Here is a 21,297-nt window from a genome sequence, read left to right as displayed (position 1 = left end):
AGCCGGGACGACTCTCCTGCCCGCCACCGACCGCGGCCGGATCCAGCACATCATGACGGCGGGCGCCGGAGTCCTGCGCAGCGCGCACTCCCTCACCCGCGCGGCGGACCGACTGGCAGCCCTGACCGCCACAGCGGCCGAGAAGCACCCCGAGCCGGGTGTCGACACCTGGGAGACGGCCAATCTCCACCTGGTCGCGCAGGTGCTGGTGGCGGCGGCCCTCCGCCGCGAGGAGACCAGGGGCTGCCACTGGCGCGAGGACCACCCCGGCCGCGACGACGCCGTGTGGCGCCGCCACATCATCGTCGCCCTGGACGGCGCGGCGCGCCCCGACGCCCAGTTCACCCTCCGTACGACCCAGACGACCGGCTTCCCCGCGGTCGTCGCCCCGCCCAAGGAGCAACAGTGACCGACGACCTCCCCCTCCTCCAGATCGGCAGGGGCCCCTCGGCACCGTCCGAGTCAGGTGGCTGCGGCGACGGCTGCGGCTGCTCGTCCGAGCCCGGCCCGGACGACCTGGACCCGCTGGAGTGCGGTCTCGACCCCGACCTGGCCCAGCTGCTGAGCGACGCGGGCCTGGACCCGGTGCAGGTCGAGGACATCGCGCATCTGGCGGTCGAGGAGGATCTCGACCGCGGCGTGGACGTCACCAGCGTCGCCACCATCCCGGAGGACGCCGTCGCCACGGGCGACTTCACCGCGCGTCAGGACGGTACCGTCGCGGGGCTCCGCGTCGCCGAGGCCGTCCTGTCCGTCGTGTGCACCGACGAGTTCGAGGTGGAGCGGCACGCGCTGGACGGCGACCGGGTGACCGCGGGCCAGCGGCTGCTGACCGTCCGCACCCGCACCCGGGACCTGCTCACGGCCGAGCGCAGCGCGCTCAATCTGCTGTGCCACCTCTCCGGCATCGCGACCGCCACCCGCGCCTGGGCGGACGCGCTGGAGGGTACGAAGGCGCAGGTGCGCGACACCCGCAAGACGGCGCCGGGGCTGCGCGCGCTGGAGAAGTTCGCGGTGCGCTGCGGCGGCGGCATCAACCACCGGATGTCGCTGTCGGACGCGGCGCTCATCAAGGACAACCATGTGATCGCGGCGGGCGGGGTCGCCGAGGCGTTCGCGCGGGTGCGCGCCGAGTTCCCGGACATCCCCATCGAGGTGGAGGTCGACAGCCTCGACCAGATCCCGCCGGTGCTGGACCAGGGCGCTGAGCTGCTGCTGCTGGACAACTTCACGCCGGGCATGACCGCCGAGGCGGTCACCCTGGTCGCGGGCCGTGCACGGCTGGAGTCCTCCGGGCGCCTCACCCTGGCCAACGCCGCCGAATACGCGGCCACCGGCGTCGACTTCCTCGCCGTCGGAGCGCTCACCCACTCGGCGCCGATCCTCGACATCGGCCTGGACCTGCGAGAGGAGCAGCCCTGATGCTGCTCACCATCGACGTGGGCAACACCCACACCGTGCTGGGCCTGTTCGACGGTGAGGAGATCGTCGAGCACTGGCGCATCGCGACGGAGGCGCGTCGTACGGCGGACGAACTGGCCGTGCTGCTGCACGGGTTGATGGGGATGCATCCGCTGCTCGGCGAGGAGCTGGGCGACAACATCGAGGGCATCGCCATCTGTTCGACCGTCCCCTCCGTGCTGCACGAGCTGCGCGAGGTGACCCGGCGCTACTACGGCGACATTCCGGCGGTGCTGGTCGAGCCCGGGGTCAAGACGGGCGTGCCGATCCTGATGGACAACCCGAAAGAGGTCGGCGCCGACCGGATCATCAACGCGCTGGCCGCGGTCGAGCTGTACGGCGGCCCGTGCGTGGTGGTCGACTTCGGTACGGCCACCACGTTCGACGCGGTCTCGGCGCGCGGTGAGTACGTCGGCGGCGTCATCGCCCCCGGCATCGAGATCTCGGTGGACGCGCTGGGTGTGCGTGGCGCACAGCTCCGCAAGATCGAGATCGCCCGGCCGCGGAGCGTGATCGGCAAGAACACCGTCGAGGCGATGCAGGCGGGCATCGTCTACGGCTTCGCCGGCCAGGTAGACGGAGTCGTGAACCGGATGGCGGCCGAACTGGCGGACGATCCGGAGGACGTCACCGTCATCGCGACCGGCGGACTCGCCCCCATGGTGCTGGGCGAGTCGACGGTGATCGACGAGCACGAGCCGTGGCTGACGCTGATCGGGCTGCGCCTGGTGTACGAGCGCAACATCGACCGGGGCTGACGGGGCTGACGGGGTCGGTGGTGTCGGCCGGGTCGGTGGTTCCGTCGGCGGTTTCGGCGGCCTGGAGGGCGCCACGCCGTGAATCGGGCGATAAGCACATTTAGCTCTTGTGTCCTCTATCGTCGCCTCATGCCCACGCCATACGGTTCCCGAGGCGGCGTGGCGTTCGGCCCGCACGAGCTGCGTGTGCTCGGCGGCGCTCTCGCCATCGCCCTCCAGTCCGACCCCGCGCCCGAGCAGGCCCGGGAGTATCTGCGGCTCGCCCAGGCCGTGGACGAGACGGTCCGTGAGGGTGCCCGGCTGCGTTCTTTCGTGCGGGCGGACCTCGCCCGCTACCGCGCGGCGCTGCCGGGTGCCGCCGCCGGCTATCTGGACCAGCTGGAGGCGGCCCTCGCCACCGGCTACCTCCCCGTACCCGCCGACCTGTCCGCGCTCCGCGCCCTGGCCGCCCAGCCGGCGGGCGCCCGGGAGCGGGCCCGCCGCGAGGACCTGCTCCGGCGCGCCGAGGCGGCCCGCATCCCCCGGGGCCGCCGACCCCGCGACGACTCCGCCGCCCCCCTCCCGGGTGTCCGGATCCCGGCCGGGAGGGCGTCGGAGGAGGACGAGCAGGGCGACGACGGGCCCGAGCCGGCGCCGCAGCGGCAGGGGAAGCCGTCGCCCGGCCCCGCGAAGCCCGGCCCGGCCAAGCGCCCCGGCTCCCCGGAGCCTGCCGCGCCCTCCCGGCCGGTGCCCACCCCGGCCGAGGTCTTCCCGCCCCGCCGCCGCCAGTCCCCGCCCACGCCTCCGTCCGAGCCGCCTCCCGGGGAGACGGACACGGAGCAATCGGCGCCCGGCCCGCGGCACCTCTCCGTCCCCGCCTGACCGCTCCGCCCGATCCGCCCCCGCGCGGCAGCGCCGCCGCCCGGCCCCCGCCGGTACGGTGCCGGGCGGACCCGCCCGGCAGGGGGGCCCGTAAGGCGTGCGGGCCCGGCGTTACCCTGGGGGTCCGTCCACCGAGGAGGCCCAGTCATGGACTACGTCGCCGCACTCACCCCGCCGCTCGTGATGGCAGTGGCATTCACGGCGCTCATCGTGACGATCGTCAGGACCCAGGGCGGCGCCAACAAGGCCAAGGAGGACGGCATCGTGAACGCCGCCGTCTCGCGCGGTGAGGTCGCCCGCCAGAAGCGCCGGAACTGAACCGGCGCCGGCGTCGGCGCCGACGGCCGATGCCGAACCGGTGCCGGGTCGCGGCCGTCTCCGGCCGACCCCGCCCGCCTTCCGGGTAATTCCCTCGATTCGGACATTTTCCACTATTATTCTTCTGTGCCGAGGCCATTGGGAGAGCTGGAAGACGCCGTGATGACCCGGGTATGGCGCTGGAACCGCCCGGTCACTGTGCGGGAAGTCCTCGAAGATCTCCAGAACGAACGCACCGTCGCGTACACGACGGTGATGACCGTAATGGACAACCTGCGCCAGAAGGGCTGGCTGAGGCGGGATCAAGAAGGCCGCGCCTATCGATATGCGGCTGTCTCCACCCGGGCCGCATACTCGGCGGCTCTCATGCACGAGGCATGGTCGGCGAGCGACAACCCCGCCGCCGCTCTTGTCGACTTCTTCGGGATGATGTCGCCGGAACAGGTCGATGTGCTCCGCAACGCCTTGCGCGTCGTACATCTGAACGGTGCGCATCTCGATCCCCCCGCTGCGGGCGGCGAGGGCGAGGGTCGATAGCGTCCGTTCATGGCAGAACGCGCACCGCTATCCCAGGTCACCATCCGAAGGGCACGTACGGCCGATGTCCCGGCGGTGCGCCGCCTCATCGACTCCTACTCGCGCGACCGCATCCTGCTCGACAAAGCCACCGTGACCCTTTACGAGGACATCCAGGAGTTCTGGGTGGCCGAACGGGATGCGGACGCGGAAGTCGTCGGATGCGGCGCGCTGCACGTCATGTGGGAAGATCTCGCGGAGGTCAGGACCCTGGCGGTGGACCCTTCCCAGCGCGGAACCGGCGTAGGTCATCTGCTGCTGGAGAAGCTGTTGCGCACCGCCCGGTGGATCGGGGTGCGGCGCATTTTCTGTCTCACCTTCGAAGTCGACTTCTTCGCCAAGCACGGCTTCACGGAGATCGGCGAGACTCCGGTGGACGGGGATGTCTACAGCGAGCTGCTGCGTTCCCCCGACGAGGGCGTGGCCGAGTTCCTCGGTCTCGAACGAGTGAAGCCCAACACCTTGGGTAACAGCCGCATGCTGCTGCATCTGTGAACCGTGGACGGTACGCCGCCACTATGTCCGAAAGATCCCGCCAATCCCAGCGGAGTCGCGGAGCAAACTCAGCACAGGGTTTGTGTTTCTCCGGAAAAAGCGGTTTGCTTTCCACGTCGGTATCTGTAATCCGTTATCCAAGGACGAATGGGAGTAGCAGGTGGCACAGAAGGTTCAGGTTCTTCTTGTCGACGACCTCGACGGCGGCGAGGCGGACGAGACGGTGACGTTCGCGCTGGACGGTAAGTCCTACGAGATCGACCTCACCACCGCTAATGCGGACAAGCTCCGTTCCGCTCTTGAGCCCTATCTGAAGAACGGCCGGCGTACCGGTGGCCGTTCCTCGCGCGGAAAGGGCAGCCGCTCCGGCTCCGCTTCCGGCAGCAGCCAGGACACCGCGAAGATCCGCGCGTGGGCCAAGGAGCAGGGTTACGAGGTCAATGACCGCGGTCGTGTTCCGGCCAGCATTCGCGAGGCGTACGAGAAGGCCAACGGCTGACGCATTCCGGCCCAGCGGCCGACTCCGACCCCGAAGGCCGTCCCGGTTCGGGAGGCCCCCGTGCGGCGGCCTCCCCCAGGGACCCCGGCCCAGCCGCCGCCGCCCTCCTTGTCACACATTGTTGATGATCGTTACCCGCCGTGCTCGCGCTACGGTTTCCCCGGGAGGGCCGCCCGCCTGTTCGCCCTCAGCGGATGTGGGGCGCCGTATCCGGCGGATGCCGCATGGATTGTCACTGCGAGCGGGTAAGAAGGCTCTGACAGCCAGGAAGCCCCAGGTGGCAGGGGCGGAGCGGGGGTGCTCGGTGACAGGTGTCGCCGCACGGCGCATGTGTCGGTGCGGGGGTGTTCGCCTTCGGCGTAGTGGATCCAGGTGAATACGCCTGGCCTGCGGGAACATCGTCTCGCACCATCGGGTTGGAACTGGTGTCGGCTGTCCGGGGCAGGAGGCGCATGATCGACCGGGTCGACCGGGCCGCAGTCGGCAGTTGGAATGAGCGGTCCCCCGTTGCGGGACTAAGCTGCGGAAGGACAGCGAGGGGAGCGTCCCCTCACTGCCTGACCGCTCTGAGGAGCGATTAACGATGTTCGAGAGGTTCACCGACCGCGCGCGGCGGGTTGTCGTCCTGGCTCAGGAAGAAGCCCGGATGCTCAACCACAACTACATCGGCACCGAGCACATCCTTCTGGGCCTGATCCACGAGGGTGAGGGTGTCGCCGCTAAGGCACTGGAGAGCCTCGGGATCTCGCTTGAGGCTGTCCGCCAGCAGGTGGAGGAGATCATCGGACAGGGCCAGCAGGCGCCGTCCGGCCACATCCCCTTCACTCCTCGTGCCAAGAAGGTGCTGGAGCTGTCGCTCCGCGAGGCCCTTCAGCTCGGCCACAACTACATCGGTACCGAGCACATTCTGCTGGGGCTGATCCGCGAGGGCGAGGGCGTCGCAGCCCAGGTTCTCGTGAAGCTCGGCGCTGACCTGAACCGGGTTCGCCAGCAGGTGATCCAGCTCCTGTCCGGTTACTCCGGTGGCAAGGAAGCCGCCACGGCCGGCGGACCCGCCGAGGGCACGCCGTCCACGTCGCTCGTCCTGGACCAGTTCGGCCGCAACCTCACGCAGGCTGCCCGCGAGTCCAAGCTCGACCCGGTCATCGGGCGCGAGAAGGAGATCGAGCGGGTCATGCAGGTCCTGTCCCGCCGTACGAAGAACAACCCCGTGCTCATCGGTGAGCCCGGCGTCGGCAAGACCGCCGTCGTCGAGGGGCTGGCGCAGGCCATCGTCAAGGGCGAGGTGCCCGAGACCCTCAAGGACAAGCACCTCTACACCCTCGACCTGGGCGCGCTGGTCGCCGGCTCCCGCTACCGCGGTGACTTCGAGGAGCGCCTGAAGAAGGTGCTCAAGGAGATCCGTACGCGCGGCGACATCATCCTGTTCATCGACGAGCTGCACACTCTGGTCGGCGCGGGCGCCGCCGAGGGCGCCATCGACGCGGCGAGCATCCTCAAGCCGATGCTGGCCCGCGGCGAGCTGCAGACCATCGGTGCCACGACGCTGGACGAGTACCGCAAGTACCTGGAGAAGGACGCGGCCCTCGAGCGCCGCTTCCAGCCCATCCAGGTCGCGGAGCCGTCGCTGCCCCACACCATCGAGATCCTCAAGGGCCTGCGCGACCGGTACGAGGCGCACCACCGCGTCTCCATCACCGACGCCGCTCTGGTCGGTGCGGCCACGCTGGCCGACCGCTACATCTCGGACCGCTACCTGCCCGACAAGGCGATCGACCTGATCGACGAGGCGGGCTCGCGGATGCGCATCCGCCGGATGACCGCTCCGCCGGACCTGCGCGAGTTCGACGAGAAGATCGCGAACGTGCGCCGGGACAAGGAGTCGGCGATCGACTCGCAGGACTTCGAGAAGGCCGCCTCTCTCCGTGACACGGAGAAGCAGCTGCTGGCCGAGAAGGCCAAGCGGGAGAAGGAGTGGAAGGCCGGCGACATGGATGTCGTCGCCGAGGTGGACGAGGAGCTGATCGCCGAGGTTCTGGCGACGGCCACCGGCATCCCGGTCTTCAAGCTCACCGAGGAGGAGTCCAGCAGGCTCCTGCGCATGGAGGACGAGCTGCACAAGCGCGTCATCGGCCAGGAGGACGCCATCAAGGCGCTCTCCCAGGCCATCCGGCGCACCCGTGCCGGTCTGAAGGACCCCAAGCGGCCCGGTGGCTCGTTCATCTTCGCCGGCCCCTCCGGCGTGGGTAAGACCGAGCTGTCCAAGACGCTGGCCGAGTTCCTGTTCGGGGACGAGGAAGCACTGATCTCCCTCGACATGTCGGAGTTCGGCGAGAAGCACACCGTCTCGCGGCTCTTCGGCTCCCCGCCCGGCTACGTCGGCTACGAGGAGGGTGGTCAGCTCACCGAGAAGGTGCGCCGCAAGCCGTTCTCCGTCGTCCTGTTCGACGAGGTCGAGAAGGCGCACCCGGACATCTTCAACTCCCTGCTGCAGATCCTGGAGGACGGTCGGCTGACCGACTCCCAGGGCCGGGTCGTGGACTTCAAGAACACGGTCATCATCATGACGACCAACCTCGGCACCCGGGACATCTCCAAGGGCTTCAACCTCGGCTTCGCCGGCCAGGGTGACGTCAAGGCCGGGTACGAGCGGATGAAGGCGAAGGTCAACGACGAGCTCAAGCAGCACTTCCGGCCCGAGTTCCTCAACCGTGTCGACGACACCGTCGTCTTCCACCAGCTGACGCAGGACGACATCATCCGCATCGTCGACCTGATGCTCTCGCAGGTGGACGAGCGGCTGAAGGACCGGGACATGGGCATCGAGCTCAGCACCGACGCCAAGGAACTGCTCGCCAAGAAGGGCTACGACCCCGTGATGGGTGCCCGGCCGCTGCGCCGGACCATCCAGCGCGAGATCGAGGACGTGCTGTCGGAGAAGATCCTCTTCGGCGATCTGCGGCCCGGTCACATCGTGGTCGTCGACACCGAGGGTGAGGGCGAGACCAAGTCCTTCACCTTCCGCGGCGAGGAGAAGTCCGCCCTTCCGGACGCGCCTCCGGTGGAGTCCGCCGCAGGCGGCGGCCCCAACCTGAGCAAGGAGGCGTGACCGGCCCGACGGCCTGAGCGCTGCACAGCCCGAGAGGGACCGACCCGCAGCGGGTCGGTCCCTCTCGCGCTGTGCGGGCGTCCTGCGGCGACCGTGGGCCGGGTCACGCCAGGATGCGCACGCCGTCCGGCACGCCGTTCACGCGCGGCAGCCGCGGGTTGACCCGCAGTGTCGTCAGCTGGGGGAAGGCGGCGAGCCACCCCATCGGTACGCCGAGGTCGTAGGCGAGCCACAGATGGGTGAGCTGATCGTGCACCAGCCCCTCCAGCAGTTCGTCGGGGGTGAAGGGGCCGACGATCTGCACCCGCGCCCTCCCGCCCAGCTTCCGCAGCGCGGCCAGCTCGAACCGGTCGGAGACGGGGTAGTAGAGCCCCTCGGGGTCGAGGTGGGCGATGATCTCCTCGGCGTACCGGTCGGTGTCGAAGTTCCGCCATCCCCGCGCCAGCTCGGCACGCAGCTCCAGCGACGCCCGGTTCCGCAGCTGGGCGAGGTAGTGGATGGCCGCGTCGTCGTTGATCCGGGTGACGGTCACGGCGAGCCGGTGCGCTTCCTTGTCCGAGACGCTGCTGGGCTCGGGCAGCATCTCCAGCACTATGGGGCCCACCCAGCCCAGGCTGCGAGCGCCCTCCAGGGTGGTGGGCCGCACCATATGGCGGGTCTCGCGCCGGATGCGGGCGTGGGTGTCCGGGTCGAGCTCCGTCACATGCTCCAGGCAGGCGGCCGCCAGCAGCCGACGCCGGTTGCGCTGCATGCCCTTGCGGCCGGGTGCGAGCAGCCCGCCCAGCAGCCGTGCGCACTCGGCGGGGCGCGCGTGAGCGACGGCCATGCGGATGACTTCCTCCCACTCGGCCTCGTGCGCGTGGTCCAGCAGCATGTCGAAGGCGCCCTGCTCGACGGCTTCCTTGGCGGCCAGGTAGTCCTGCACGGTGCGGTGGACGAACTCGATGGAACGGTCCGACTGCTCGCGCAGCAGTCCGGTGCGCAGCAGCAGATGGTTGAAGATGTCCTCCGGGCGGCCCTGGCCCGCGGTGGAGGGGATGGCCGGCAGATGCCGGGATATCTCCTCCAACGCCTCATCCATGGTCAGCTCGGCCCGCCGGTCGACCAGCATCCGGTACGCCAGCTTGCGCAGCAGCCGCTCCCGCGCGCCACGGCGCAGCTTGACCGCGTCGGCATACAGCACCCGGCGCTCCGGGTCGCGCCGCTGCAGCAGCATCTCCATGGCGGCCTCGTACAGCTCCTTGCGGCCCTGCGGCAGGGAGCCCGACCGGTCTCGGTTCAGTGCGCAGATCAGGCCGCACATCAGCGGGTTGGTCGCCAGTCCGCGCAGTTCCCGGTAGAGGGGGATGGAGGACAGCAGCTGGTCGCGGTACTCGGCCAGCCGCTGGTGGTCCTTGCCCTCGTCGTCGGCGGCGGCCGTGTGCCAGGCGGTGATGAAGGCCGCGACCTGGTCTCGGCTCATGGGGGCCAGCGCCAGCTCGTCGAAGCCCTCGTCGGCCAGCCAGTTGGGCTCCACCGCCGAGGGCCGCGCGGTGACCAGGCAGAAGTTGCCCGAGTAGATCCGCATGAGCCGGCGCAACTGGCCGCGCAGCGCCGCCCGCTCGGACTCGGGCACCTCGTCGATGCCGTCGACCAGCAGCAGCCCGCGCTCCTCGGTGAGCACCCGTGCCACCCAGCCGTCGGGCGCCTCGTCGGCGAGCGGATGGCGGACGGCCCGCAGGAAGTCCTCCGGAGAGGGAAAGCCCTCGCGCGCGAACCGGCGTACGGGCAGGACCAGCGGTATCCGGCCGCGCAGCGAGCTCAGTTCGGGCGGCAACGCGCCGCGCGCCGCGGAGACGGCGAGCCACTGCACCAGCGTCGTCTTCCCGGAGCCGGCGACACCGCGCAGCAGTACCCGCTCGTGGCCGCCCAGCGCCCGGTCGGCGGGGAGTACGGGCTCACCGCTGTCGCTGTGGTCCGCCCGCCGGTCCGGGCTGTCGAACTCGGCGCTGAGGCTGAGATAGGTGGCGTCCAGCGACCAGCTGTCCGGGGTGTTCGGGTTGGGCAGATCGATGCCGTAGATGGTCACACGGTTGTACTGCTCGGCAATGGATCGGGCGTAGCGCGCCTCGAACTCGGCGTCCACCGCGGAGGGCTGCGGACGGCCCCGTACGGCCTCCACATCGTTCAGATCGATCAATTGCCGTATCCGGTGGGCACGTTCCGGCATGCGGTCGGCGAGGACGGGGGAGCGGCGGATCAGATGGTGCAGCAGATGCAGGCAGACGGTGACCAGCAGCCGGTCGTGGAACCAGGCCGTGTCCGGACTCAGCTCCCGGTCCGCACCCGGCACCGCGGAGCGCAACTTGCGCGCGAAGTCCTGCGGCCCCAGCCGCACGGCTTGCACATCCGTGGTGTCCAACTCCCCGGTGATCCACAGCGTGCGGGAGAGTACGGCGGCGACCGGCTCCGCGTCCTCGGGAGGCAGCCGGTAGGCGAGCGCTGCCAGGCCCACCAGCTCTCGGGCGAGCGACAGCAGCGTCTCGTAGGACAGCGGCGGGTTCTCCCCGCGGAACGAGACGAGCCGCGCCAGTAGTTCTTCCTCGGCCTGCGCCCGGTCGGGTGTGGCCTCCACGGGCAGCAGGAGCTGGCAGACGAGCGGGTCGGCGATGGTCGAGGCGAGCCGGACGGCGGGGTCCATGCGTGGGGACTCCCTGGCGTTGGGCGACGGCAGCGGACGGGTGACGACGTGCTGACGGCTGTTGACGGCGGTCTGTTGACTGGTTGATGACCAGCGTAGGCCGTACGTGTGGCTCCGGTCACCCTGCGTTCGGGTCAGCCTCGGCGGGGTGGGGGAGTGACGGTGACTTCGATGTGAGAGGGGAGGGAGGTGAGGTCGATGGGGCCTTGGGGGCGGTGAAGAACGAGGTGCCGGAGACGCGGGAGCTCGGCCAGAGAGGCGAGATCGAGCGAGCCGGCGGGTTGGGTGAGTTGGAGTGTTTCCAGCGAAGGAAAGGTCTCCAGAAACGGCCGCATGCGAACCGGTCTCCCCTCGAGGGGCAGCAGCAGATGAATCAATCCGGTCAACCGCGCTCCGGATCTCCGCAGCTTGACGAGATGGTGCTGCTCGCAGGTGAGCTCCTGGAGACCGGGGAGTTCGGCCAGTTCCCTCCATTCCTCTTCCGAGAGCGCGTGCCGCACGTTGACGAGGTTCAGCGTCGTCAGCTTCCGGAGGGCCGAGATGCCTGCGATGCTGCTGGTGTCCTCGGGAAGCAGAAGAACCTCGAGTTCGGTGAGGGGGGCGAGCCGCGCCATCCGGGGACATGGCGTCCCTTCCCGCAGTCCCAGCCAGCGGAGCCCGGACAGCGCCTCGATCCCTTCCACGTGGTCAAGCGTCGTCACGTCCCACAGGTACAGCGTCGAGAAGGACAGGCCGGCCAGGGGCGAGAGGTCCGTCAACGGGCATGCGCGGATGTCGAGCTCTTCCAGATTCGGGAACGCCTGGATGAATCCCGTCTGGTCGAGACAGGGATTGCGGGCGAGGGCCAGCTCCACCAGTTGGTCGGGAGCGGGCTGGGATTCGAGGATCTCCCGCTCGGAAAACTCGCCTCTGATGCGCGAGGTCGACCGCTGTCCCAGCCTGCGCAGCCACGCAAGGTGCTCATGGGTGCTCGCGGTGACGCGCACATAACGCCGGTCGGGAAGGTGGGCAAGAATCTCCGTCGCATACGCGTCCGTGTCGAACCGGTCCCAGTGCCCTGCCAGTTGCTGGAGCACGGCTTGTGACGGGTGGTCGAGGAACCGCTTCAGCAGTACGAGCGCCGCGTCTGTACCCATCTGGGCGGCGGCGTGGGCGACGGCCACCGCCTCGACGTCGTCAAGGTCCTCAAGCCCCGACAGGAGATCCAGCACCACCCCGCCCAGCGGCACCAGCTCTTTCGCCTCATCGACGTTGCGCGGCGGAATCAGCTCTTTCGCCCGCTCCTCGACCTCCGCCCGTACCGCGGGGTCCAGCTTCGTGGCGTGCTCCAGGCAGGCCATCGCCAGCAGGTGCAGCCGCGTCCGGCACCCCGGATCCGCGTCCCCCCGCTCGACCAGCCCGCGCAGCAGCCGTGCCCGCTCATCGGGTCGGGCGTGGGCGACGGCCATCCGCACCACGTCCTCCCACTGGTCCAGGTGCGCGTTGCCCACCAGCACGCCGAAGTCGCGCTCCTCGACCGCCGCCTTGGCGCCCAGGTAGTCCTGGAAGGTGCGGTGGACGAAGTCGACCGCCCCGTGCCCCGGCTCGCGCAGCAGTCCGGAGCGGACCAGCAGAAAGCGGAAGATGTCTGCCGCAGAGCCCTGCTCGGCGACGTACGGCATCGCGGGCATCATCCGCTCCACCAGCTCCACCGCGTCACTCTGCGACATTTCCGAGCGGCCGTTGCGGATGAGCCAGTAGGCGAGCCTCTGCAACAGCTCGACCTGGGATTCCTCGTCCAGTTCGACGCCCTCTCCGGTGGCGAAGACGGCGCGCTCCCGGTCGCGCCTCTCCAGCAGCATGGACAGCGCGGCGTCGTACAGTGCCTTGCGGCCGCGGGGCAGGAAGCCGTGCCGTTCCCGGTGCAGCGCGCAGATCAGCCCGCACATCAGTGGATTGGTGGCCAGCAGGGACAGGTCGGGCCTGGTCCGTACGGCAGTACGCAGGGAGGCGGCCATCTCCTCGTCCGCCTCGGCCGCCGCGTGCCAGCGGGCGATGAACAGCTCGACGTCTGCGGGGCGCATGGGGGCGAGGGACAGCTCGGTGAAGTCGTCGCCGGCCAGCCAGTTCTCCTGTACGGCGGAGGGGCGCGAGGTCACCAGTACGAGGTTGTCCGGGTAGGCCAGCAGCAGGTCGCGCAGCCAGCCGTGGGTGCGGCTGCGCTCCTGCTCCGGCACCTCGTCGACGCCGTCGATCAGCAGTACGCCGCGTCCGGCAGCCAGCACGCGGTCGGCCCAGCCGCCGGGCTGGGCTCCGGCCAGCGGGCAGCCCACGGCGGCCAGGAAGTCGGCGGGCGGGGGCAGCGCCGCGCTGCCCCGCGTGAGGGTGCGCAGCGGCAGTACGAACGGCACCCGGCCGATCAGATGGGCAAGCCGTCCGGTCAGCTCGGACTGGCGAGCCGTCGTGACGGCGAGCCACTGCACGAGTGTGGTCTTCCCGGAGCCCGCGACCCCGCGCAGCAGTACCCGCTGATGCCCGGAGAGCGCCTGTTCGACGGGTTGCGCCTCCACGGCGCCGGAGCCGGCCGAGGCGCCTGCCGGGTCGTCGAACGGGCCGAAGCCGCGCTCGTCGGACGTCACCTCCAGACTCAGATAGGCCGTGTCCAGCGGCCACTCGCTCGCCTGCTGGATGTCGATGCCGTAGATGGTCAGGGTGCGGTGCTTGTTGGCGATGTAGCGCGCGTACTGCTGCTCGAACCCGGCGTCCTGCGCGGACTGGGAGGGCACGCGTTCGATGAGGACGTCGACGAGGGTGATCAGCTCGCCCAGCCTCCGGCTCTGCTCGACGAGGGTGCGGGCCACGAAGGTGGAGCGCTGGGTGAGGAAGTGCAGGATGTGCAGGCAGGCGGCCTCCAGGACGCGCTGGTAGAGCGCTTCCTCGGCGGGGGCGGCGTCCGGGTGCGGGTCGTGCATGGTGGCCTGCGCGTGCAGGGCGCGGGCGAAGTCGGTGTGGCCGAGGCTGACCGCCTCCACGTCGCTGAGGCCGATGTCGCCGAGCGCGTGCAGGGTGTCGGCCAGTCGGGCGGACGCGCGCTCGGCCTCCAGGGGCGAGGGCGCCTCGTGCGGGCCGAGATCCCGCACGGCGCGGTCGACCAGTTCGGCGGCGAGCTTGTCCAGCTCCCGCCGGCCCAGCTCGCGCCGCTCGCCCGTGAAGGAGACGAGCCGATTCACCCGTACCGGCCTGTCCACCAGCCCGGCGCCCGGACCCTCCCTCACGAACAGTCGTTTCACCAGCGGTGCCATCACGCTGGAGGCGATGCGCAGTCCGACGACCCCCGCGTCCATCCGTAACCCCCCGTTCGGCCTCAACTCCCCGCAGTACGGGGCCGCGTACGGCGAGCAAGCGTAGAGGGGCCCGCGGACCGCGTCGATGAGGGCCCCCTCCTGCTCCTCGGGGCGGCCCGGGTGAGCGGGGTCATATGAGCGGGGCCACTTCCGGCGCGGAGCGGCCGTGAGGTGCGGCACAGGGATTTCGGGGGGTACGAAGCGCGATAGGAGGTCCCGGGGCGCGTACGGCGTCGACAGGCGGGGTGGGGCCCCAGCTCGGAGCGCCGGGTGATGTGGGTCTCTCGTGTTACTACGGAGCTCTTTAGTAATAACAGTCCTTGATGTCCGTTTTCTGGCGGGTTACCAAGGGGGTCGCGTCCACATCGAGGCGCACTGAACCAACCCCCTTCCGGAGGTAGCACCCCTATGACGATGTCTAGGACCACCAAGCGCGCCAGGACCTACACCACGGCGCTGGCCGCCGGTCTCGGCGCGACGATGGCCCTGGGGGCCGGCACGGCTCTGGCCGCGGCGAAGGCCGATGCCGGCACGGCTCAGCACGACATCTTCGCGACCGGCACGGCGAGCAGCCTCGCCGAGTCCACGAAGGCCCAGGCCGACGCGCACCGCAAGGCCGCCGAGGCCGCCGCGAAGGCGAAGGAGCGCGCGGCCCAGAAGGCAGCCCGGGACGCCGAGCGCCTGCAGACCTCCTGGATCAAGCCGATCGACGGCAAGTACGAGCTGAGCGCCTCCTACGGCAAGGCCGGCGGGCGCTGGGCGCACAACCACTCCGGCCAGGACTTCGCCGTGAGCGTGGGCACCCCGGTCCAGGCCGTGCACAAGGGCACCGTCGTCAAGGCGGGTCCGAACGGCGCCGGCGACGGTCCGGCGTACGGCAACGCGATCGTCGTCCGGCACGACAACGGTGCGTACTCGCAGTACGCGCACCTGTCGCAGATCAACGTCAAGCCCGGTCAGCAGATCAAGACCGGCCAGACCATAGCCGAGTCCGGCAACACCGGTAACTCCTCGGGGCCGCACCTGCACTTCGAGATCCGCAAGGGTCCGAACTACGGCACGGCCGTCGACCCGCAGGCCGCCATGCGCGCCGTCGGCGTCACCTTCTGATCCACGACGCCACGACGTCTCTCGGCCCGCGCCACAGAGCGCTCCGGTTCAGGGGACGTACCGGAGTCGGCAGCAGCGCCCGTCACTCGTGACGGGCGCTGCCCGTTTCCCGGCCCGGGGGCGTGTCGTCCGAGCCGTGGTGGGCCGCCGTGACCAGCTCCTGGGCGACCTCCAGGGCCGCCTTGCGCTTCTCCTCGGGGTCGGCCTTCGTCCCCTCCAGGGCGAAGAGCGACGAGTGCATGGTGAACAGGGCCGAGCTGCAGCGCACCTGGTCGGTGAGGGCGGCGTCCTCGTCCTTGATCAACCCGAGCAGGAGGAACATGCGCTCCTTCATCTGCTCGCCGATGGCCAGATCACGCATCGCGGCCTGGTTCTCGTGCATGAACCGTACGAGCGGGGTGGCGTTGCTGATGCACGCGCTGTAGCGGCCGAGGATCTCCAGCTTCGTCTCCAGCCGGGTCGGCTGGTGGGCCTTCGCCCAGGCGATCACCTCGTCGGCCGGGCCCAGCACCATGTCCTCGAACAGGCTGGTGACCAGGTCCTCCTTCGTTTTGAAGTGGTAGTACAGCGCGGCCTTGGTGACGCCGAGCTGCTCGGCGATCTCCCGGAGCGAGGTCTTCTCGTAACCGCGCTCAGCGAAGAGCTCCAAGGCGACGTCCTGGATGCGCTGACGGGTGTTTCCCCTGCTCATGCCGACCCCTTCAAAACTTACTTGACGCCCGGCTAGGGGCGCCCTAGCTTGGTCCATCGTACTGAACTAGCCGTGCGGCAAGTAAGTGGCAAGCAAAAGGGGAGTGGCCGCGCATGGGTGCCAGTGGCGCGACAAACCAGGCGGAGCGGGAAAAGGGGGACACCGAAGACGAGCAAGAGCCGAGCCCGGGTCAAGGGGGAGTCAAGGAGACGGCCGGGTCCGGCCCCGGCGCGGAAGCCGCCGGGCCGAAGCCGCGCAGCGTGCGCCTGGTCCTCTTCTCGCTGATGATCGCTGTCCTGCTCGCGATGTTGGACAACATGATCGTGGGCACGGCCATGCCGACGATCGTCGGTGAGCTCGGCGGTCTCGAACACCTCTCCTGGGTCGTCACCGCCTACACCCTCACCACGGCCGCCTCGACTCCGCTGTGGGGCAAGCTCGGCGACATGTTCGGGCGCAAGGGCGTCTTCCTCACCTCGATCGTCATCTTCCTCGTCGGGTCGATGACCTCCGGGGCGGCCCAGACGATGGGCCAGCTCATCGGCTTCCGCGCCCTCCAGGGGCTGGGTGCCGGCGGGCTGATGGTCGGCGCCATGGCGATCATGGGCGATCTGATCCCGCCCCGGGAGCGCGGCAAATACATGGGCATGATGGCCGGGGTGATGTCGCTTGCCATGATCGGGGGCCCGCTCGTCGGCGGCACCCTCACCGATCACCTCGGCTGGCGCTGGGCCTTCTACATCAACCTGCCGCTGGGCGCCGTCGCGCTCGCGATGGTCGGCACCGTGTTGCACCTGCCGAAGAAGCGCTCCCAAGGCCGTATCGACTACACCGGTGCCGTGCTGCTGACGGTGGGCATCACCGCCGCCGTGCTCGTCACCAGCTGGGGCGGCACGGAGTACGACTGGAACTCGTCCACCATCATCGGCATCGGGGCGCTCGCCGTGGCCGCGCTGACCGCCTTCCCCTTCGTCGAGCGCAGGGTGGCCGAGCCGATCCTGCCGCTGCGGGTCTTCCGCAGCGGCAACTTCTCACTGGTCGCCTTCATCGGCTTCCTGCTCGGCTTCGTGATGTTCGGCTCGATGACCTTCCTGCCGCTCTACCAGCAGAGCGTCCAGGGCGCCTCGGCCACCAACTCCGGGCTGCTCCTGCTGCCCGTCCTGCTGCCGATGATGGTGGTCTCCGTGGTCACCGGGCGCGCCACGACCAAGACGGGGAAGTACCGCATCTACCCCATCGTGGGCGGCGCGCTGATACCCGTGGGCCTCTTTCTGCTGGCGCAGATGGACGTCGGCACCAGCCGCCTGACCTCCGGCCTCTACATGGCGGTGCTCGGTGCGGGCATGGGCTTCCTGATGCAGCTGACCATGCTCATCGCGCAGAACAGCGTGGAGCTCAAGGACATGGGCGTCGCCTCGTCGACGACCACCCTGTTCCGCACCATCGGCGGCTCCTTCGGTGTCGCCCTGATGGGCACCATCTTCGCCACCCATGTGGAGGACTCCATGAAGGAGAGCGCCGCAGCGGCCGGCGACGCGGGTGGCGGACCCGCCGCCAAGCTCACCGAGGGCGGCGCCCAGCTCGACGCCGCCTCCCTCGAAAAGCTCCCGGAGCAGGTGCGGGAGGCTTATGAACACGCGGTCGTCAACGGCACCCACGCCGTCTTTCTGCTCGCGGCGGGGGTCACGGTGCTCGCCTTCGTCGCCGCCTGGTTCATCAAGGAGGTCCCGCTCAAGGACGCCGCAGCGCAGAAGTCGGCGGAGCCCGAGGAGGACGGAGTCCCCGCAGCGGGGTAGCGCTCCTCCCGTCGCCAGGGCGAGCAGGCCCGGGGTGGTGCGGGCCGCGGTGAAGGCCCGGTGGCGCGGCCCTGCGGTGCCGAGGAACAGCAACCGCCGGGCCGCACCGCCCGCAGCCCTGCGGCAGCGCAGCGAGGTCGGCACCATCGGCTCCACACCGGCCGGTACCGACACGACACACCGCCACCGCCACCGCCCCGGCCCCGGGACCGTTGCCGGGGCTGCGGCTGCGGCTGCGGCTGCGGCTCAGCTCAGCGGCAGGCGGTACCGCTTGCCGTCCAGCGGCTCGACGAGACCGTCGGCCACCAGTCCGTCCAGCGCCCGTGCGCGCTGGACGGGCTCGTGCCAGACGCGGTCGAGGTCGGACTGGGGAACCGGCTCCTTGGCGGCGCGCAGCACAGCCAGCAGCCGTCCGCGCACCTGCCGGTCGGTGCCCGCGTACGCCTGGGTGCGCCGCGCGGGGCCCTGGTGCTCGGGCGCGCCCGCGAGCTGCCATGCGCACTGCGCCGCGATCGGGCACCGTCCGCACTGGGGGCTGCGGGCTGTGCACACCAGCGCGCCCAGCTCCATCGTCGCCGCCGCCCAGCGGGAAGCGGTCTCGTCGTCCTCCGGCAACAGCGCGCGGGCGAGCTTCCGTTCGGCCGCGGTGGTCGCGTTGGGCGGATACTGCCGACCGCTGACGGCGCGCGCGAAGACCCGGCGCACATTGGTGTCGAGCACCGCGTGCCGCTTGCCGTACGCGAACGACACCACGGCAGCCGCCGTGTATTCGCCGACGCCCGGCAGAGCCAGCAACTGGGGGTGTTCGAGGGGCACCTCGCCGCCGTGCCGTTCCGCTATGGCCTTGGCGGCTCCGTGCAGCCGCAGGGCGCGGCGTGGGTAGCCGAGCCGGCCCCAGGCGCGCACGGCTTCGCCGGGTGCCTCGGCGGCCAGGTCGGCGGGGCGCGGCCAGCGTTTCATCCACTCCTCGTACACCGGCAGTACGCGGTTGACGGGGGTCTGCTGGAGCATGAACTCGCTGACCATGACGCCCCACGCGCCCGCCTCCGGGCGGCGCCAGGGGAGGTCGCGGGCGTGTGTGGCGAACCAGTCGACGACGGGGGCATGGAGGGCGCGCGCCGTCTCGCGCAGGGCGGGGTCGACGGCTTCGGTTTCCGCGGCGCGCGCTGACGGGGCGCCGGCCGAAGCGGCTTGGGGAGTCTCGGTGGTCGCAGTCATGGCACGACCGATCCTGGCACGGCGCTCCTCATCCGAAAAACGCACACGCGGTACGAAAGCCTGTCCGCCACTTCCGCGACCCAACTGTGACGTATCCGTCGAGACGCCGTGGACACCCCACATGCCGCATAGCCCGCGTACAGCGGTTAATCCCAAGAATCGCCGAAGCCCTCAGCAAAGCGGCGCAGATGACCGCGAAGCACTTCCGCGCCGGCTGTACTGGGCCGCTCATCACAACAATTGGTGCTGCGAGCGGTGGGTACGGTCCTGTGGTGTGGCTGATGTCTCGTAAGGTTTCCGCGTGGGATCTCTGCGCAATCCGATCGGGCCGCTTCCCTCCTCCATCTACTGGCGCCGGAGGGCAGTTGCCCTTGCTGTCCTCGCGCTGCTGGTCCTGATCGTCGTCTGGGCAGTGACCTCGCTCGGTGGCGGCGACAGCGCCCGCAACGAGGGCAGGAACGGCGACAAGGGAAACGGGCCCGCCAGCACGATCACTCCGGGCCCCACCGACTCCGGCCCGGCGATCAGCGAGCGCCCGGGCGGCCGGGACGAGGAGGACGGCGGCTCGGACGGCTCGGGCGGTTCCGCCGGCTCCGGCGGTTCCGACGAGAAGGACCAGACCTCGGCCGGCGGCACCGGCTGGGGCTCGGGGAGCGGCTCCCAGGCGGGCAACGACGGTGCCGATTCACAGGGTTCGGGGTCCGGCGGCACCGGTGGCGGGGGCGCGGCCGGCGTTCCGGCCCCGTCGAACGTGGCGAGCTGCCGGCCGGGCGAGGTGAAGGTGAAGCTGCGCAGCGTCCAGCGGGAGTACGGGCCCGGCGAGCGGCCGCAGTTCGAGCTGAAGGTCACCAATAAGCGGGGCAGTGCCTGCAAGATCGACCTCGGCCGTACCGCGACGATCGTGACGATCAACAATCCGCAGGACGCCAAGTTCTGGCGCTCCGACGACTGCCCGCCCACCAAGAAGCCGATGCCGCGTCTGGTGCCGGGCGACGGCAGCTCGACGCACACCCTCACCTGGTTCCGGAAGGCCAGCGCGGCCAACTGCGGTACGCCCACTTTCGAGGCGCCCAAGCCGGGCACCTACGAGGTCGAGGTGAAGCTCAAGGGCCTCAAGACGGTGCGTACGTCCTTCGAACTGGTGAAGTGACCGGGGGCCGGCAGCGGACCGGGACAGCGCCCCCAGGGAGTGGCCGACGGCGCGGAGCGCGGTGAGGCACCTTCGGCGAGGCGGCCGTCCGCGAGCCAGCGATGGGGGAGACAGCCGTCACACGTACCGTTCGAGGATCGAGGACTCGGCGAGCCGGGAGAGGCCCTCGCGGACCGAGCGGGCGCGCGCCTCACCGACACCGTCCACCGCCTGGAGGTCGTCCACGCTCGCCGCGAGCAGCTTCTGCAGCCCGCCGAAGTGGTCCACCAGCCGGTCGATGACGGTGCCCGGCAGCCGGGGCACCTTGGCCAGCAGCCGGAAGCCGCGCGGAGAGACGGCCGAGTCGAGGGTCTCCGGTGCGCCGCTGTAGCCCAGCGCCCGCGCCACGGTGGCCAGTTCGAGCAGCTCGGTGTGGGTGAGCCGGTCGAGGTCGTTGAGCGCCTCGGGTACGGCACGTACCCGGCGGCCCGCGCCGACCGTCTGCGGCGCGTAGTCGCGTACGACCAGCTCGCGCTCGGGCTCCACGCCCGCGATCAGCTCGTCCAACTGGAGGGAGAGCAGCCGTCCGTCGGTGCCCAGCTCCACGACGTACTGCTCGATCTCCGTGGCGATCCGGCGCACCATCTCCAGGCGCTGGGCCACGGCCGTCACGTCCCGCACGGTGACCAGGTCCTCGATCTCCAGCGCGGAGAGCGTCCCGGCTACCTCGTCCAGGCGCAGTTTGTAGCGCTCCAGGGTCGCCAGGGCCTGGTTGGCACGGGAGAGGATCGCGGCCGAGTCCTCCAGGACCCGCCGCTGCCCGTCGACGTAGAGGGCGATCAGCCGCATGGACTGGCTGACGGAGACGACCGGATAGCCCGTCTGGATGGAGACCCGCTGCGCGGTCCGGTGCCGGGTGCCGGTCTCCTCCGTCTCGATGGAGGCGTCGGGGACCAGCTGCACACCCGCCCGGACGATCTTGGAGATGTCCTTGTCGAGGATGAGCGCGCCGTCCAGCTTGCACAGCTCGCGCAGCCGGGTCGCGCTGAAGTCGACATCCAGTACGAAGCCGCCGGTGCACAGCTGCTCGACGTTCTTGTCCATGCCGAGGACGATGAGCCCGCCGGTGTTGCCGCGCAGGACGCGCTCCAGCCCGTCGCGCAGCGCCGTTCCGGGCGCGACCGCGCTCAGTGAGGCGCGCATCAGGCCGGACGCCCCCTCGGCCCTGCCGGGGACCGTTGCCCGGTCGTTGGCTGCCACTGCACTCCTTCGG

At 70.2% G+C, this 21,297-nt stretch carries 16 protein-coding genes and 1 pseudogene; 12 read left to right on the top strand and 5 right to left on the bottom strand.

The window, feature by feature from the left end; all coding sequences use genetic code 11:
- From KBY19_RS26805 to KBY19_RS26765, 9 genes and pseudogenes are all read left to right on the top strand, one after another.
- Positions 1 to 409, top strand: a pseudogene (locus tag KBY19_RS26805) (L-aspartate oxidase); the annotation flags it as partial.
- The gene (nadC, locus tag KBY19_RS26800; protein ID WP_099883321.1) at positions 406 to 1,422 is read left to right on the top strand and encodes a carboxylating nicotinate-nucleotide diphosphorylase; all 1,017 of its coding nucleotides are present in this window, start codon (positions 406 to 408) and stop codon (positions 1,420 to 1,422) included. The pseudogene KBY19_RS26805 and the gene nadC, both read left to right, overlap by 4 nt.
- The gene (locus KBY19_RS26795; protein ID WP_099883322.1) at positions 1,422 to 2,219 is read left to right on the top strand and encodes a type III pantothenate kinase; all 798 of its coding nucleotides are present in this window, start codon (positions 1,422 to 1,424) and stop codon (positions 2,217 to 2,219) included. Before nadC ends, KBY19_RS26795 begins: the two co-directional genes overlap by 1 nt.
- 129 nt (positions 2,220 to 2,348) lie before the next feature.
- Positions 2,349 to 3,080, top strand: a complete 732-nt coding sequence (locus KBY19_RS26790) for a hypothetical protein (RefSeq protein ID WP_099883323.1) — start codon at positions 2,349 to 2,351, stop codon at positions 3,078 to 3,080.
- A gap of 147 nt (positions 3,081 to 3,227) precedes the next feature.
- Positions 3,228 to 3,398 carry a hypothetical protein gene (locus KBY19_RS26785; protein ID WP_180289726.1) on the top strand — a complete coding sequence of 57 codons (171 nt, stop codon included), beginning with the start codon at positions 3,228 to 3,230 and terminating at the stop codon, positions 3,396 to 3,398.
- Positions 3,399 to 3,524: 126 nt separating this feature from the next.
- Positions 3,525 to 3,935, top strand: coding sequence for a BlaI/MecI/CopY family transcriptional regulator (locus KBY19_RS26780; protein WP_099883324.1), 411 nt, complete (start codon positions 3,525 to 3,527; stop codon positions 3,933 to 3,935).
- A 9-nt stretch (positions 3,936 to 3,944) separates the two neighbouring features.
- Positions 3,945 to 4,469, top strand: a complete 525-nt coding sequence (locus KBY19_RS26775) for an amino-acid N-acetyltransferase (protein ID WP_099883325.1) — start codon at positions 3,945 to 3,947, stop codon at positions 4,467 to 4,469.
- Between the two features lie 160 nt (positions 4,470 to 4,629).
- Entirely contained in the window at positions 4,630 to 4,968 is a 339-nt protein-coding gene (locus KBY19_RS26770; protein WP_099883326.1) for an Lsr2 family protein, read from the top strand.
- Positions 4,969 to 5,551: 583 nt separating this feature from the next.
- Positions 5,552 to 8,077 carry an ATP-dependent Clp protease ATP-binding subunit gene (locus KBY19_RS26765; protein WP_099883327.1) on the top strand — a complete coding sequence of 842 codons (2,526 nt, stop codon included), beginning with the start codon at positions 5,552 to 5,554 and terminating at the stop codon, positions 8,075 to 8,077.
- A gap of 103 nt (positions 8,078 to 8,180) precedes the next feature.
- Here KBY19_RS26765 and KBY19_RS26760 read toward each other — a convergent pair whose 3' ends face one another.
- Positions 8,181 to 10,757 (bottom strand): NACHT domain-containing NTPase, encoded by a 2,577-nt coding sequence (locus tag KBY19_RS26760; RefSeq protein ID WP_210966861.1) that lies wholly within the window; start codon positions 10,755 to 10,757, stop codon positions 8,181 to 8,183.
- A 134-nt stretch (positions 10,758 to 10,891) separates the two neighbouring features.
- A complete protein-coding gene (locus KBY19_RS26755; RefSeq protein WP_210966860.1) occupies positions 10,892 to 14,080 on the bottom strand; it encodes an NACHT domain-containing NTPase in 3,189 nt (1,062 codons plus the stop codon).
- A gap of 408 nt (positions 14,081 to 14,488) precedes the next feature.
- Between KBY19_RS26755 and KBY19_RS26750 the strand changes: the two genes are divergently transcribed.
- Positions 14,489 to 15,190 (top strand): M23 family metallopeptidase, encoded by a 702-nt coding sequence (locus tag KBY19_RS26750; RefSeq protein ID WP_210966859.1) that lies wholly within the window; start codon positions 14,489 to 14,491, stop codon positions 15,188 to 15,190.
- Between the two features lie 82 nt (positions 15,191 to 15,272).
- On the opposite strand, the gene KBY19_RS26745 is transcribed toward KBY19_RS26750, so the two are convergent.
- Positions 15,273 to 15,881 carry a TetR/AcrR family transcriptional regulator gene (locus KBY19_RS26745; protein WP_099883331.1) on the bottom strand — a complete coding sequence of 203 codons (609 nt, stop codon included), beginning with the start codon at positions 15,879 to 15,881 and terminating at the stop codon, positions 15,273 to 15,275.
- A 113-nt stretch (positions 15,882 to 15,994) separates the two neighbouring features.
- On the opposite strand from KBY19_RS26745, the gene KBY19_RS26740 reads away from it, so the two are divergent.
- Complete coding sequence (locus tag KBY19_RS26740; protein ID WP_210966858.1) at positions 15,995 to 17,677, top strand: MDR family MFS transporter; 1,683 nt, start codon at positions 15,995 to 15,997, stop codon at positions 17,675 to 17,677.
- A 246-nt stretch (positions 17,678 to 17,923) separates the two neighbouring features.
- Here KBY19_RS26740 and KBY19_RS26735 read toward each other — a convergent pair whose 3' ends face one another.
- A complete protein-coding gene (locus tag KBY19_RS26735) occupies positions 17,924 to 18,895 on the bottom strand; it encodes an A/G-specific adenine glycosylase (protein ID WP_099883333.1) in 972 nt (323 codons plus the stop codon).
- A gap of 301 nt (positions 18,896 to 19,196) precedes the next feature.
- Here KBY19_RS26735 and KBY19_RS26730 point away from each other — a divergent pair, with 301 nt between their 5' ends.
- Complete coding sequence (locus tag KBY19_RS26730) at positions 19,197 to 20,045, top strand: hypothetical protein (RefSeq protein ID WP_210957422.1); 849 nt, start codon at positions 19,197 to 19,199, stop codon at positions 20,043 to 20,045.
- Between the two features lie 117 nt (positions 20,046 to 20,162).
- Here KBY19_RS26730 and disA read toward each other — a convergent pair whose 3' ends face one another.
- Complete coding sequence (gene disA / locus KBY19_RS26725) at positions 20,163 to 21,284, bottom strand: DNA integrity scanning diadenylate cyclase DisA (RefSeq protein ID WP_099883335.1); 1,122 nt, start codon at positions 21,282 to 21,284, stop codon at positions 20,163 to 20,165.
- Positions 21,285 to 21,297 lie beyond the last annotated feature (13 nt).

Source organism: Streptomyces sp. B15 (assembly GCF_018070605.1).
In the GTDB taxonomy this organism is placed as follows: domain Bacteria; phylum Actinomycetota; class Actinomycetes; order Streptomycetales; family Streptomycetaceae; genus Streptomyces; species Streptomyces smyrnaeus.
The sequence above is the reverse complement of the archived record's forward strand: the minus strand, read 5'-3'. Positions and strand labels throughout refer to the sequence as shown.